This is a genomic window from Nostoc favosum CHAB5714 (genome assembly GCF_020829495.1).
In the GTDB taxonomy this organism is placed as follows: Bacteria; Cyanobacteriota; Cyanobacteriia; order Cyanobacteriales; family Nostocaceae; genus Nostoc; species Nostoc favosum.
In genome coordinates, this window is record NZ_JAIVFQ010000053.1 from 13,110 (window position 1) to 28,467 (window position 15,358).

Below are 15,358 nucleotides of genomic sequence, written 5' to 3' on the forward strand. Positions count from 1 at the left end.
AAAAATTTTCTAGGCGATCGCTAACTACAAACTAGAGAATTTGAGTGGAGTAGTTTCTAGCTTGCGGGGGATCTAAAAGTGCCTAGAGTCACAGTGAAAAACTTTTCAAACAACCTCTCAGGTACAAATTACGGATTACGAATTAGAAAGTCACCACACTCCGAATTGATTCACCTTTGTGCATCAATTCAAAAGCATCATTAATTTGCTCAATGGGCATTACATGGGTAATCAAATCATCAATATTTATCTTACCTTCCATATACCAATCAACAATTTTCGGCACATCTGTACGTCCTCTAGCGCCACCGAATGCTGAACCTTTCCAAACGCGCCCAGTTACTAGTTGAAAAGGACGAGTACTGATTTCTTGTCCAGCACCAGCAACACCAATAATCACACTGACGCCCCAACCTTTATGGCAGCATTCTAATGCTTGACGCATAATTTTGACATGACCGATACATTCAAAACTGTAATCAGCGCCGCCTTTTGTTAAATCAACCAGATAGGGAACTAAATCACCCTCTACTTCCTGGGGATTGACAAAATGCGTCATGCCAAACTTTTGGCCTAAAGCGCGTTTGTTGGGATTAATATCCACCCCGACAATCATATTTGCCCCTACCATCCGTGCTGCTTGGATGACATTTAAACCAATACCACCCAAGCCGAAAACCACAACATTTGCTCCCGGTTCTACTTTGGCAGTATTGATGACTGCACCAACACCAGTAGTCACCCCACAGCCAATGTAACAAACCTTATCAAATGGCGCGTCTTCCCGAATTTTTGCCAAGGCGATTTCTGGCAGCACCGTATAGTTGGCAAAAGTGGATGTACCCATATAATGATGAATCATTTGCCCATCAATGCTAAAGCGACTAGTGCCATCGGGCATGACACCGCGTCCTTGAGTTAAGCGAATGGCTTGACAAAGATTAGTTTTGAAACTTAGACAATATTCGCACTGGCGGCATTCGGGAGTGTATAGGGGAATTACATGATCCCCTGGTTTGAGACTGGTGACACCAGCGCCTACCTCCACTACCACACCAGCGCCTTCATGCCCCAAAATTGCCGGAAACAAACCTTCGGGATCGTCACCAGATAGGGTAAAGGCGTCGGTATGGCAAACCCCGCTTGCTTTCACCTCAACTAACACTTCGCCAGCTTGTGGCCCCGATAGTTGAACGGTTTCAATTGTCAACGGCTTACCTGCGCTGTAAGCTACTGCTGCTTTAATTTGCAACTTCAGCCCTCCTATATAGTTTTGTCAATGGGCTTATTTGAGTTTATATCGGGGAGTGCTTTAAGAGCATGGGGCATTGATTATTCCTCTTGTCCCCAGGCTCCTCATAGCATTGAGGGCATGATACACTTTTGTATCACTTAATCGTATTCAGGACTGACGCAAAAATCGCCAAAAGCTTAATTTATCGAACCGCCTTCTGGTGCGTTGGCTTCCGCCAACGCGCAGCGTCTCGTTGGCGTAGCCTCTCGTAGAGAAGAGACAGGAAAAAGATGTACGATAGATAGCGCCACAAAGAGCGAGTCAGACGCTCAAGGATTCGCTACCGCTACGCTATCGAGCGTCGCAGTAGCCAAACATTTTATTTATGCTGTTACTGCAATATATATATAATAGTAATAGGTCGATGTTTGGGAGAAGTATAGATGAGACGGCAAGCCGTAAAGGTCAGGATATACCCCACTGATGAGCAGGTTAAAATACTTGCAGAACATTTTGGTTGTGCACGTTGGTGGTGGAATCATGGTTTGAATAAATGTATCGAAACCTATAAAGCAACTGGTAAAAGCTTGTCTCAGTCTGGTCTAAATTCTTTATTGCCAGCGCTCAAAAAAGATAAGGAGACTGAATGGTTGGGTGAATGTTATTCACAGATTTTGCAATCTGTGAGTCTTAATCTGAGCCGTGCGTATCAAAACTTTTTTGATGGTAAAGCAAAATATCCAAGATTCAAATCAAAGCATCATCGTCAATCAATTCAGTATCCGCAGAAAGTGAAGCAGGTTGATGAATGCTTGAAGTTCCCCGGTAAATTGAGTATAGTCAAAGCCAAAATACACCGACCTCTTGATGGAACTATCAAAACTGTCACTGTTAGTAAATGCCCATCGGGTAAGTACTATGCTTCTGTGTTGATGGAATATGAAAGCGAAGTAGCGTCTTTGACAGGAGAGGGTGAGCATCCAATATCAAATGCCAATGGCAAGGTTATTGGAATTGATTTGGGCATCAAAGATTTTGCAATTACTTATGATGGCAAGAAAGTTTCTAAGTATCCAAACCCCAAACACTTAGCCAAATATGAGAAGAAATTAGCCAAAAAACAAAGCATTGCTGCACGTAAAGTAAAAGGCAGTAATCGACGTAAAAAGATAAACAAAATTGTCGCTAGGGTATATGAACAAGTTAGCAATGTCCGCCAAGATTACTTACACAAACTGTCTAGAAAGATAGTTGATAACAACCAAGTGGTAGTAGTCGAGAACTTAAATGTCTTGGGCATGGTTCGTAACCACAAACTAGCAAAAGCAATTTCTGATATAGGATGGGGAACCTTCGTCAATTTCTTAGGTTACAAATTAGAACGTGACGGCGGGAAGTTGGTAGAAATAAATCGATGGTTCCCCAGTTCCAAACTTTGCTCTAATTGTCATTATCAAATATCGGAACTACCGCTAGATGTAAGGACTTGGATTTGCCCAAGTTGTGGGACTCATCATGATAGAGATGGCAATGCTGCAATAAATATTAGAGCAGAAGGTATCAGAATGCTGTCCTCCTCTGGAACGGGGGAGGCTAACGCCAATGGAGAGGAAGTAAGACCAATTCGAGGACGCAAGTCTAAGATGCGGCATTCCTCCGTGAAGTTGGAAGCCCCAGCCTCTAGCAATGCTTAGGTGGGGTAGTTCACAATATCATTCTCTAGCTAGATTGGTTAAAGGCGGCAACAGCTGTTTTGACAACGATGTAAACTGGATATCAGCAGCAATCCCCAAATAATTTGTCCACCCCTCGATTAATACACTTTGTCACAGCTTATGAACCCTGCCCTAACTCAAATTGGCGCTCAAATGTCCAACCTGACTGGCGTCAGAGCAATCATGAAGGATATTATCGAAACATTACGAGCGGGTGCAGGGCAGCAGTTTATTAATTTGAGTGCTGGTAATCCGTTGATTTTGCCAGAGGTAGAACAATTATGGCGGGATTGTACTGCACAGCTTTTGGCTAGCCCCGAATATGGTGAGGTAGTTTGTCGCTACGGCTCAAGTCAGGGCTATGCACCATTAGTTGAAGCGATCGCCAACGACTTCAACAAACGTTACGGGTTAAACTTAAGCGAACGCAATATCCTCATCACCCCCGGTAGTCAAACCCTCTACTTCTACGCTGTGAATAGCTTCGGTGGCTACACCCCTAGCGGCGAGTTAAAACAAATCGTTTTGCCCCTCAGCCCTGACTACACAGGTTACGGCGGCCTCTCCTTAGTTCCAAAAGCCTTAACTGCCTACAAACCGACTCTCGATATTGATGAAGCCGCCCACCGATTTAAATATCGCCCCGACTTCAGCCAACTGGAGATTACAGAAAATACGGGTTGTATCCTCTTCTCTCGCCCTTGTAATCCCACTGGTAATGTCCTCACTGAGGATGAGGTGAAAAAGATTGCTGCCCTAGCTGCACCTTACAATCTGCCCGTGTTAATTGACTCGGCTTATGCGCCTCCCTTCCCAGCATTGAACTTTACCGAAATGACACCAGTGTTTGGTGATAACATCCTCCACTGCATGAGTTTATCGAAAGCGGGATTACCAGGAGAAAGGGTTGGTATTGCCATTGGCGATGAAAAGTGGATTGAAGTGCTGGAGTGTTTCCAAGCAAATATTGGTCTCCATTCTTCACGTTACGGCCAAGCGATCGCAGCTCTTGCAATCAACTCTGGCGCTTTAGTGGAAATTTCTCACACTGTCATCCGTCCTTTTTACCAAAATAAGTTTACCGTTTTAGAAACCAGCCTAGAACAAGCGATGCCCAAGGATTTACCTTGGTTTCTCCATCGCGGTGAAGGAGCAATTTTTGCTTGGTTGTGGTTACAGGATTTACCCATCAGTGATTGGGAAGTTTACCAGCAACTTAAGCAAGTAGGTGTGATTATTGTCCCAGGAAGTAGCTTCTTCCCCGGTTTAGAGGAAGAATGGCCGCACAAGCATCAATGCTTCCGCATCAGCCTTACAGGTACGGATGAAGAGATAGCCACTGCTATGCAACGTTTAGCAAAAGTGGCTGAAGAAGCTTATAAAGGTGCGGCGGTAACTGCCTGATTAATCGCGTCTGTACAGGAGTTAGGAGTTATAAGAACGCTTTCCCCAATACCCAATGACAAATGACAAATGACAAATGACAAATGACAAATCAGATAATTGGCTAGAAATTGGTAAGATTGTTTCCCCTCAAGGATTGTCTGGAGAATTACGGGTTTATCCTGTATCAGACTTCCCCGAAAGGTTTGAGGTGCCGGGAAAACGTTGGTTGTTGCGTTCAGGTGACACAGAACCGCAACCAATCGAATTATTAACAGGACGTTATATCAGTAATAAAAACTTGTATGTGATCAAATTAGCTGGCGTAGAAAATTGCGATCAGGCGGAGGCGTTGCGCGGTTGTAAGTTAATGGTTCCAGCAAGCGATCGCCCCCAGTTAGGCGAAGATGAATATCATGTCCTCGATTTGATTGGCTTGGAAGTCTTCATGCAAGCATCTGGCGAACTCGTCGGTACAGTGGTAGATATCATCCCGGCTGGCAATGATTTGTTAGAAGTCAAGTTGCATGAATCATTTGCTACTGACAAAAAGCAAAAGACTGTTTTGATTCCATTTGTGGAAGCGATCGCACCAGTAGTAGACTTGATATCTAATCGCATTGAAATCACGCCACCGCCTGGGTTGTTGGAAATTAATAATTAGATCGTTAATTGATCTGCCTGTAGCTATTTTTGCTGTACTGGATACTTCAAGGGAAAGCAAAGCTTAAGGCATGAGAAAATTAGACTACACACTCTATCTATCAATCCAGGAAATGTGGCAATGCCAGAAAAACCAACAGCAACTATTCACAGGCAACTGCTAGAAATATTGTCCCAATTGCCCAAGTCTAGTCAAGAAGAAGTATTAGATTTTGCTATCTCTCTCCAGAAAAAAAAACTAACTCAGCATTGGGATGCTATTTCTGATGTCGATGCTGCTGCACTGAAAACTGAGTTTGCTAATGAAGATTTAGCTTTTGCAGAATCCGTTTTAACTGATTATCTCTCCCAGCTTCAGCAAGAGGACGCAATTTGATGCGAGGAGATGTTTATTTAGCTGATTTGAATCCGAGTAGAGGCTCAGAGCAAGCAGGTATCCGACCAGTTATCATTGTTCAGCGAGATCGACTAGCTCAGTTTACAACAACATCTGTAGTAGTTCCTTTAACCACTAATCTGCGACGCGCTATTATACCAGGTACAATTGTCATACCTTCAGGTGAAGGCGGTTTAACGCAAGAGTCAGTGGTACTTTCTTATCAAATAGTTGTTATCGATAGGCAGCGATTAATCCGAAAATTAGGAACTCTTTCTACTAATTATTTATTAATGCTAAAAGTGGCATTAGATTACACTTTACAACTAGATAATTATGACGAAGAAAATGCCGATTGATAGTATTAATCAATAGCTTTAGATGTAGCCCATAGTAGACATCACTTTCCATCCTGTGCCCAAAACCAAGGAATTTAGCCACAAAGGCTGAAAAAATTTATCATCGGTTAGATGGCCATCATCTGGAAAACAGGTACAATTGCTTACTGATGAATCCATCAAAATCCTTTTGTAATGGAGTGTCGAAATGACATTAGCAACGACTCCACAAACAAAGCCTTTAACAGATGAAGAATTACGTAAGATAAATGCCTACTGGCGTGCAGCTAACTATCTTTCGGTTGGGCAGATATATCTACTCGACAATCCGCTACTGAGAGAACCGCTAAAGCTGGAACACGTCAAACCCAGACTTTTAGGGCACTGGGGAACAACGCCAGGGCTGAACTTTATCTATGTTCACCTGAATCGGCTCATCAAAAAATATGATCTAAACACGATCTATATTGCTGGCCCTGGTCATGGAGGCCCAGGACTGGTAGCCAATACCTACCTAGAAGGCACTTACACCGAGTATTATCACAACATCTCCCAGGATGCTGAAGGAATCCAGAAACTCTTCAAGCAATTCTCTTTCCCCGGTGGTATTCCCAGCCACGTTGCACCGGAAACCCCTGGTTCGATCCACGAAGGCGGGGAACTAGGTTATGCCCTCGTCCACGCTTTCGGTGCTGCCTTTGATAACCCTGACTTGATCGTTGCTGCTGTTGTGGGTGACGGCGAAGCGGAAACAGGTGCTTTAGCAACTAGCTGGCATTCCAATAAGTTTCTTAACCCCGTGCATGATGGGGCTGTACTTCCGATCCTGCACCTGAATGGATATAAAATTGCTAACCCAACAGTACTGGCACGCATCAGCCATGAGGAATTAGAAAGCTTATTTGTAGGCTATGGCTACAAGCCATACTTCGTCGAAGGTGATGATCCCGCAGATGTCCACCAGCAGATGGCGGCGACTCTAGATATAGCGATCGCCGAAATTCAAAGCATCCAAAGAGAAGCCCGCGTACATGGTTTCAGCGAACGTCCCCAGTGGCCAATGATTGTCTTGAAAACCCCCAAAGGTTGGACAGGCCCCAAGGAAGTCGATGGCAAAAAAACAGAAGGTTCTTGGCGATCGCACCAAGTTCCCTTTGGCAACATAGCCAAACAGCCAGAACATCTGAAACTCCTAGAAGATTGGATGAAGAGTTACAAACCAGAAGAACTCTTCGACGCTAACGGCACACTGATTCCCGAACTAGCAGAACTGGCTCCCAAAGGTCATCGACGCATGGGTGACAATCCCCACGCTAACGGCGGTCTTTTGCTGCGCGACCTGAAGATGCCCGACTTTCAAAAGTATGCCGTAGATGTTCTCAAACCAGGGCAAGCGATCGCTGAAGCTACCCAAGTTGCAGGAAAATTCCTGCGGGATATCATGCAACTTAACCAAGAAAGCCGCAACTTCCGCATCGTTGGCCCTGATGAAACGGTATCAAATCGCTTAGGCGCTGTGCTAGAAGTCACAGACCGGGATTGGGCAGCACAGATCCTCCCAGAAGATGACCACCTTTCCCCCGACGGTCGGGTGATGGAAATTCTCAGCGAAACTAATTGTCAAGGATGGTTAGAAGGCTACCTCCTCACAGGACGCCACGGGTTTTTCTCTTGCTACGAGGCGTTTATCCACATCATTGACTCGATGTTCAATCAGCACGCCAAATGGCTGAAAACGACCAGACATATTCCCTGGCGTAAACCAATAGCTTCCCTCAATTATCTACTCACCTCCCACGTTTGGCGGCAAGACCACAACGGTTTCTCTCACCAAGACCCCGGTTTTATTGACCATGTAATCAACAAAAAAGCAGAAATCGTTCGCGTGTATTTGCCCCCCGATGCCAACACTCTGCTATCGGTAACTGACCATTGTTTAAGAAGCCGCAACTATGTCAACGTCATCGTTGCCGGAAAGCAACCAGCATTGCAATACCTAAATATGGATGCTGCTATCAAGCACTGCACCAAAGGCATCGGTATTTGGGAATGGGCAAGCAACGACCAAGGCGGCGATCCAGATGTAGTGATGGCTTGTGCTGGGGATATTCCCACCTTAGAAACTTTAGCGGCTGTGGACATTCTGCGCCAGCACTTCCCTGAGTTAAAGGTGCGGGTAGTGAACGTAGTCGATTTGATGACACTACAGCCAAAAAGCGAACATCCGCACGGTTTGAGCGAAAAAGACTTTGACACGATTTTCACCACCGATAAACACATTATCTTCGCCTTTCATGGCTATCCCTGGTTGATTCATCGCTTAACCTATCGCCACACTAACCACAATCAACTGCATGTGCGTGGTTACAAGGAAGAAGGAACTACCACTACCCCCTTTGATATGGTTGTGCTTAACGAGCTTGATCGCTTCCATCTAGTAATGGACGTAATTGATCGTGTACCAAAGCTAGGATATAGGGCAGCTTATGTCAAACAGCAGTTGCAAGATAAGCTGATCGAACACAAACATTACATTGAGAAGTACGGCGACGATATGCCGGAAATTCGTGATTGGAAGTGGCCCTATTAACTAATTACTAATTCGTAATTCGTAATTCGTAGTGAAGAATTCAATTACGAATTACGAATTATTTTAACCTCTTCTCTCTGTGTTCTCTGTGTCTCTGTGGTTGAAATAATTACTGTTTAACCGCAGAGGCAGAGAGAACGCTGAGAAAAACAATCTTATTTTACATTCCTAACTCAGGCGTAGGTTGGGTTGAGGAACGTAGACCCAAAGGGGCTTCCCGCAGGGTAACCCAACATTATCAAGCCTTTGTTGGGTAACGCTTATGCTCACCCCAACCTACTATTCTTCTTAACCCAAGCGTATTGGCTTATATGGGCCAATATACTTAGGTTAATGGAATTTATCTGTTAAGGTAGGCTGTTCTTGAGTAAGAGGAGAAGTTAAAATCTTGTGTATCCACCTCAAATACTCATTCATCCACCTCAGATACTCATTCATCCACCTCAGATACTCATTCATCCACCTCAAATACTCATTCATCCACCTCAAATACTCATTCATCCACCTCAGATACTCATTCATCCACCTCAGATACTCATTCATCCACCTCAAATACTCATTCATCCACCTCAGATACTCATTCATCCACCTCAAATACTCATTCATCCACCTCAGATACTCATTCATCCACCTCAGAACTCCTCACTCTTAATTCCTAACTCAGCACTCAGCAATTTTGGGTTGGTCGAGTACTAGTGAACCCTAAAAGCATTTGCATAAATTTTTAACCTTCCAGTGAAAAATACCTTAAGTTACTTAATGCATCAAACGCTACCCACTTTTATGGTTAGCGCTAAGATAGCTATGTATTTTTTGGAAGTATAAATATGGCTCAGACTTTTTATGTAAATCCAGTATCAGGCAAAGATACCAACCTTGGTAGCCAACAAGCCCCATTCAAAACTATTACGCAAGCCCTTAAGGTATCTACAGATAACACCAAGATTCAACTAGCAGAAGGTAATTACAATGCTGCTAGCGGTGAAGTCTTTCCGCTAACGGTTCCATCTGGCGTGACTGTGGTTGGTAATGAAACCAATAAAGGCAATGGTATTTTGATTGAAGGGAGTGGTAGCTACCTGAGCCGTACTTTTGCTGGTCAGAATGTAACATTTGTGCTACTGGATAAAGCCGAAGTGCGGGGGGTGACTGTAACAAATTTGGCTAGCCGTGGTAGTGGTGTTTGGATTGAATCAACTGCCCCTACTGTTGCTAATAGCACCTTCACAAAGTGTAAGCGGGAGGGAGTTTTTACTACAGGCGATGCTAATCCAGTTATTCTAGGTAATGTGTTTAGTGAGAATGCAGCCAATGGAATTGCGATCGCTAAAAATTCTAAAGGTCAAATTATAGATAATACCTGCTTAAAAACAGGTTTTGGCATTGCCATTAGTGATACTGCATCACCCACCCTTCGAGATAACAGAACTTACGAAAACCGTTCTGGAATTGTCATCTCTGGCAGCGCTCGTCCTGTATTGCGTAACAATGTCTGCGAAAATAACACTGACGATGGTATCACAGTAATCGGAACTGCCCTACCAGATATCGGCAGTGCCAATAACTTAGGAGGCAATACTTTACGCAATAACGGTAAATTTAATTTGCAAAATGCCAGTTCCAACAAGCTGGTTTCTGTGGGGAATAAAATAGATACGTCTAAAGTCACAGGAAACGTAGAGTTTGCAGATAGTTCGGTTCCAACACCGACACCTACTCCCACCCCAACACCCACGCCTACTCCCACCCCAACACCGACACCTACTCCCACTCCAATACCGACACCCACTCCCACTCCAACACCGACACCCACTCCCACCCCAATACCGACACCTACTCCCACCCCAACACCGACACCTACTCCCACTCCAACACCGACACCCACTCCCACGCCCACTATAGAATTAACGGATATTGCGAATCATTGGGCAGGTGGGTTTATTCGGGAATTAGTCAAATTGGGGATAGTTAATGGTTTTCCCGATCGCACATTTAAACCGGATGCTACGATGACACGGGCGCAATACGCTGCATTACTGGTAAAAGCTTTCAACCCACCGCCAAAGCGCCCCGTGATCAAATTCAAAGATGTACCAGCAGACTTCTGGGCATCCAAGGTAATTCAGCAGGCATATCAAGGTTCATTTCTCTCTGGTTTTCCTGACAATACCTTCGCCCCCAACAAAAATATCCAGCGCGTGCAAGTGATTGTCTCCCTGGTGAACGGATTGGGGTTATCTGCTGATGGTACAGCATCTATCAAAGCTTTTGATGACCAAGCAAAGATTCCTGAATATGCCAAGGATGAGGTAGTAAAAGCTATAGACAAGGGGATTATTGTCAATCACCCGAACGTCAAACAACTCAATCCTACCCGCGATGCTACACGCGCTGAGGTAACGGTGATGGTATACCAAGCCTTGGTAGACGCTGGTCGTGTAGCTGCGATTGACTCGCCTTATATTGTTACTTAATATCATGTTCGCATAATTAGTTATGATTTCCACAGTCGTTGCACCCCACCCCTTAATCCCCTCCCCGCAAGCGGGGAGGGGAGACGAAGCGTAGCTTTGGCGGGGTGGGGTTCTTCGGGTTTAACAAGTAATCAAGCGAACATGATATAATTGGTAAAATAATTTGTTTTGCAAAATTGCATGATTTCTGTAGGGGCAATTAATGAATTGCCCTTACAAAAAGGGTTCTAAATTAAGCAGAGCAAATTCATACTTAATTTCAAAAAGGTGGTTTTTAATTACTACTCGAACGGAGGCAAATTATTCGGGTCAATACCCTGAGATTGCAAATAAGCAATCAGTCGTTCTTTTTGCTGGCGTTCTTGTTCGGCGCGTTGACGTTCTTGTTCGGCGCGTTGGCGTTCTTGTTCAATCTGTTCCACAGCCCACGGTAATAAATTACCAGCTTGATCCCACCAGCGCAACCAATAGCCAGTGCGAGCTTCTTTTGTTCCTTGCCAAGTTCCCAAAAATAAGCCCATTACATCAATCCAATGACGACCATTTTCGTCAGGTTGCTTTAACTCATAACGTTTATTTTCCAGTTGATAATATTCTAATAAACCGCCATCTGGTTCAAAAATTATGTAGATGGGAATCTGCAAAATTTGCTCGTAGAAATACCATTTTCCTGGTGGATAAGTTCGCTTTACCGAATATTCTCCACCTTCAGTATCCGATAGAAATTCGATGGCGATCGCTGGAATATCTCCTTCTAAATTAGGTGTATAGCTTTTGCGATTACCCACAACTTGATTAACCGATGGTACATAAACCCAGTCAGGTGCTTTAGCAATAAATTGCCCGTTGACTGTCGCACAAAGACCAAAGTTGGAAGCTATCAACATTTGGGGTTGGATGAATCCACTGATTTCTAAGCTTTCACGCAAAGCACCAGCCAAAAGTGGCTGACCTGTATTCTCCACTGGTTCATCCTCTAGTTTAAAATCCTTGGGTAAGGCTTCCCAAGAGATTACCAGTTCAGTTTGGGATTTGGCTTCACTGAGTTGGGTTGCCATAAACACAGTATGAATTTATTTTTGATCTTATCGCTTCTAGGATGCTATGAAGGCGATACCAGTCTGTCGGTGATAAAGTGGCAAAATGTGCATCCTAATATTAAGTTTCTGGAAAAGCTCTCACTTGCCGACAATGGCGAAGTCGTAGATTGGGTTGACGTAAGGAAACCCAACATCCATTGCTTTGTACTCAATAGACCTCTTGCAAAAGTCCCTAACACCCCACCCCCAACCCCTCCCCGCAAGCGGGGAGGGGAGCGTTTGCGTCAGCAAATGCGGGGTGGGGTTCTTTATTTTTGATTTATGCAAGAGGTCTAATGATTGCGCCCTTACTCAAGTCGCCTGTGATTTGATTGTCGATCCCCTCAAGCAGCAACTCCCCGTTTCTCCTATTCCTTGGTAGCAAACCATTGTAGTGGCAAAAATTTCATAACATTTGTTACAGTTTTTAAAGTTTTTAATTCTGGTATATCTGGTTTTAATTGTTCTGCGATCGCTAATTTTTGTTCAGCTTGTGCAGGTTGAAAATTATACAAATAAACAACAGCTAAATAAAGCCATGCGTAAGGATTTTTAGCATCATATTTAGTTAATTCTATTAAATTTTGGATTAATTCTGGGGCTTGGCGCTGTAAAAGTTGTGATAAGACTAGAGTGTAACGCAAATTTAAGTTATTTGGCTCTGTTTGCAGATGATAATTAGCCGCAAATTCAATTTGTTTTAAATAATCTTGAGTAGGATCATATTGATTGAAACTATCTATCTGCACAAATATATTATTTAATTTACCCTGTTGTAACTCTTCTGCTAGTTGTGAAGTTCGGGTAACTAAATCTAAAGCTGGCGATTTTCCTACTGTTCCTACATTTGTCACATTTACAGTAATATCTGGAATATTTAAAGATGTGATTTTGTTGTTTCTTCTATCTAAATATGCTGCTGATAGTTGATATCTGCCTAGTGGTAGTGTTTTAGGAATAAATGTAGCTAAGGCTTCTTTTACTCGGAAACTTCCTTCCGGATGACATTTGATGCCACAGTATAAATTACCCAAGCCAATTGCATGATCGTGATACCAATATGATTGGCTATTTTGCCATTTTAATAGCAATATACCATTTTGCAAATCATCCCATGAACCTGTTATTTCATAGTTTACAGGGTTGTTTTTATCTAAAACTAATTGCTGAGAAATTGCAACTTTTTCTAGACTAATTACAGACTTACTATTACTTATTTTTTCAACAACTACATGAGGATTTTTGCAGTGATATAATCGCATTTTATCTCCATGAGGTAATATCCAATCGCCCTGTAATTTCAAATCAGTAGAAGATTCGACTAAAGATTTTAATTTCCGTTTTGTGTCTCCACTTTCTCCCGGTTCCTCCCGTTCATTATCTCTAGTGATATACCAACAAAAATATTGTAAATCTTCCTCTACCTGAGATAATTTGGTTGTTAATTTTCTGCCGTATACGCGAAAATCTGCTAATGTCCCAAAATAATCTAAAGTAAACTCATTTATCTGAGGTGTAGAAACGGGAATTACCCCTAAATTTGACCTTAAATATAAATTTGTTTCGTTGATTTTATTTATCAGTTTCTCCAGAGGATATTTTTTAGCATCATCATTAGGTAAATGTTTACCACCCCATGCTTGAATTAGGGGGAATGGAAACAAATTATTCAGTAAAACTATGCTACTTAATACTAAAGTGGCTAATCTCAGCCTATCAAAATATATATTTTCAATTAAGTTGAATAAATCCGCCAATATTAAACTAATTATAGGAAAGCATGGCAGAATAAATCTAATGTCTTTATTTGTGCCCAAAGAACAAATTATATAGCTACTTACTAAGGTAACTAATAACCAAATTCGAGCCGATTTATGAAGATTTACTAAAATTAAATTAGGAGAAAATCGATATTTAATCAGATAAACAAATAAAATGCCAATACTCACAGATAATATTGGTAACCCGACGTTTTCTGGGATAATCTGTGGATAGTATAACCATCCAGCAATAGTTGTGGGAGAAGGATCACCCTCACCTTTTCCGACTTGGTTAGCGTTTAATGCCGATGTAATAATTGTTAACCAATTTAAGCCATACCAAAAACTACAAATTAACCAAGCTATTACCAAAGATGAGCAAGTTTGAATTAGCTTGATGAATTTACGTTTTATAATAAAACTAATTAATGCCCAAATACTAGGAACTAAAATAAAAATAAACCCTGTAGGTTTAGTCAAAAGGATTAAACCTATTCCTACGCCCAATATGATAGTTAAAACCCATGAGAAAAACCCAATATAACTATCTTTCCAAATCGTCAGGATTGTGAAAGTTACTGTAACAATTGCTGTCAAACCATAATCTAATAAATAATCTGTCCGCATAATTCCCAAAATAGGAAATAACAGACAAAATATGCTGGCAGTTATGCTGATTTTTCGGTTTTTAAATAAAAAATTACCTAAATGATATACTGAAAGTATAATCATCGCAGTATATAATAAGTTGACCAAACTTGCTTGGTCATAACCACGTCCAAACAATATCAAAAATGGTACGGTGCAAATATATAGAAAAGGAGCGCGATAAGTTGGAGTTAATTGCCACAGAGATAACCACCAATTTCCTGAGAAAATATTAAAGTTTTGAAAAATTCTATAATGATGTAATGCTGTCGTTAAATGTGCGCTTTGATCATAGGCTGGAATCGATTCATCTAATAAAAACCAAGCTCTATCTATAACTAATGCTATCAGCCAAATTATTAAGAGGATGATATAGTCTTTTCGATGCTTATAATGGTCAAAATAATTCATATTTATTTGCTCACAAACAAAGTTTAACCAATTATATATCTGTCATGTATCGCCGTTTGATATCATGTTCGCATAATTAGTTATGATTTCCACAGTCATTGCACCCCACACGCCAGATGCTCCACTTGGGGAGACCCCAAGACCGCACTGGCTCCCCTTAATCCCCTCCCCGCAAGCGGGGAGGGGAGACGAAGCGTAGCTTTGGCGGGGTGGGGTTCTTCGGGTTTAATAAGTAATCAAGCGAACATGATATGACTAATACCAAAATAAATATAGGAATCGTATTTGATTGTTAATGCGTGGGCGGCCTTGTTAATGCGTCGGCTTGCATTGTTAATGCGTGGGCGGCCTTGTTAATGCGTCGGCTTGCATTGTTAATGCGTGGGCGGCCTTGTTAATGCGCCGGCTTGCATTGTTAATGCGTGGGCGGCCTTGTTAATGCGTGGGCGGCCTTGTTAATGCGTCGGCTTGCATTGCATTGTTAATGCATCTCAATGCAATGCCAATGCGTTCCCCTGCATTGGAAACGCTACGCTTTTACGCAAAACTGTACTAAGCAAAACTGGACTTATTAATTCTGACACTGACAACGGGAGCAACTTAGCAAGTCATTGGTCTAAATCTCCTGGTGCTAGGGATACCTTGATGTTTGAGATTAACTAACTCCCTGCAAAGCTTGGTTTAATG

At 42.4% G+C, this 15,358-nt stretch carries 12 protein-coding genes; 7 read left to right on the forward strand and 5 right to left on the reverse strand.

Going from position 1 to position 15,358, the window contains the following annotated elements:
* Positions 1 to 142: 142 nt before the first annotated feature.
* Positions 143 to 1,252 (reverse strand): S-(hydroxymethyl)glutathione dehydrogenase/class III alcohol dehydrogenase, encoded by a 1,110-nt coding sequence (locus LC586_RS25995; RefSeq protein ID WP_229488122.1) that lies wholly within the window; start codon positions 1,250 to 1,252, stop codon positions 143 to 145.
* A 425-nt stretch (positions 1,253 to 1,677) separates the two neighbouring features.
* On the opposite strand from LC586_RS25995, the gene LC586_RS26000 reads away from it, so the two are divergent.
* The 5 genes from LC586_RS26000 (at position 1,678) to LC586_RS26020 (ending at position 5,730) form a co-directional block, all read left to right on the forward strand.
* On the forward strand, positions 1,678 to 2,928 hold the full coding sequence (locus LC586_RS26000; RefSeq protein WP_229488123.1) for an RNA-guided endonuclease InsQ/TnpB family protein: 1,251 nt from the start codon (positions 1,678 to 1,680) through the stop codon (positions 2,926 to 2,928).
* Between the two features lie 141 nt (positions 2,929 to 3,069).
* Entirely contained in the window at positions 3,070 to 4,353 is a 1,284-nt protein-coding gene (locus LC586_RS26005; protein ID WP_229488124.1) for a valine--pyruvate transaminase, read from the forward strand.
* 76 nt (positions 4,354 to 4,429) lie between these two features.
* Positions 4,430 to 4,996 carry a ribosome maturation factor RimM gene (gene rimM / locus LC586_RS26010; protein ID WP_229488125.1) on the forward strand — a complete coding sequence of 189 codons (567 nt, stop codon included), beginning with the start codon at positions 4,430 to 4,432 and terminating at the stop codon, positions 4,994 to 4,996.
* Positions 4,997 to 5,116: 120 nt separating this feature from the next.
* The gene (locus LC586_RS26015) at positions 5,117 to 5,371 is read left to right on the forward strand and encodes a hypothetical protein (protein ID WP_229488126.1); all 255 of its coding nucleotides are present in this window, start codon (positions 5,117 to 5,119) and stop codon (positions 5,369 to 5,371) included.
* On the forward strand, positions 5,371 to 5,730 hold the full coding sequence (locus LC586_RS26020; protein WP_229488127.1) for a type II toxin-antitoxin system PemK/MazF family toxin: 360 nt from the start codon (positions 5,371 to 5,373) through the stop codon (positions 5,728 to 5,730). Before LC586_RS26015 ends, LC586_RS26020 begins: the two co-directional genes overlap by 1 nt.
* An 18-nt stretch (positions 5,731 to 5,748) precedes the next feature.
* Here LC586_RS26020 and LC586_RS26025 read toward each other — a convergent pair whose 3' ends face one another.
* Positions 5,749 to 5,889, reverse strand: coding sequence for a hypothetical protein (locus LC586_RS26025; RefSeq protein ID WP_229488128.1), 141 nt, complete (start codon positions 5,887 to 5,889; stop codon positions 5,749 to 5,751).
* Positions 5,890 to 5,917: 28 nt separating this feature from the next.
* Between LC586_RS26025 and LC586_RS26030 the strand changes: the two genes are divergently transcribed.
* Positions 5,918 to 8,299 (forward strand): phosphoketolase family protein, encoded by a 2,382-nt coding sequence (locus LC586_RS26030; RefSeq protein WP_229488129.1) that lies wholly within the window; start codon positions 5,918 to 5,920, stop codon positions 8,297 to 8,299.
* Between the two features lie 330 nt (positions 8,300 to 8,629).
* Here LC586_RS26030 and LC586_RS26035 read toward each other — a convergent pair whose 3' ends face one another.
* Positions 8,630 to 8,926, reverse strand: coding sequence for a hypothetical protein (locus LC586_RS26035; protein WP_229488130.1), 297 nt, complete (start codon positions 8,924 to 8,926; stop codon positions 8,630 to 8,632).
* A 200-nt stretch (positions 8,927 to 9,126) separates the two neighbouring features.
* On the opposite strand from LC586_RS26035, the gene LC586_RS26040 reads away from it, so the two are divergent.
* On the forward strand, positions 9,127 to 10,773 hold the full coding sequence (locus LC586_RS26040) for a DUF1565 domain-containing protein (RefSeq protein ID WP_229488131.1): 1,647 nt from the start codon (positions 9,127 to 9,129) through the stop codon (positions 10,771 to 10,773).
* A gap of 281 nt (positions 10,774 to 11,054) precedes the next feature.
* On the opposite strand, the gene LC586_RS26045 is transcribed toward LC586_RS26040, so the two are convergent.
* Together LC586_RS26045 and LC586_RS26050 are read right to left on the reverse strand one after the other, a co-directional pair.
* Positions 11,055 to 11,831, reverse strand: coding sequence for a Uma2 family endonuclease (locus tag LC586_RS26045; protein WP_229488132.1), 777 nt, complete (start codon positions 11,829 to 11,831; stop codon positions 11,055 to 11,057).
* Between the two features lie 389 nt (positions 11,832 to 12,220).
* Positions 12,221 to 14,671: a hypothetical protein gene (locus LC586_RS26050; protein WP_229488133.1), complete on the reverse strand. Its 2,451-nt coding sequence runs from the start codon at positions 14,669 to 14,671 to the stop codon at positions 12,221 to 12,223.
* Positions 14,672 to 15,358: the final 687 nt, after the last annotated feature.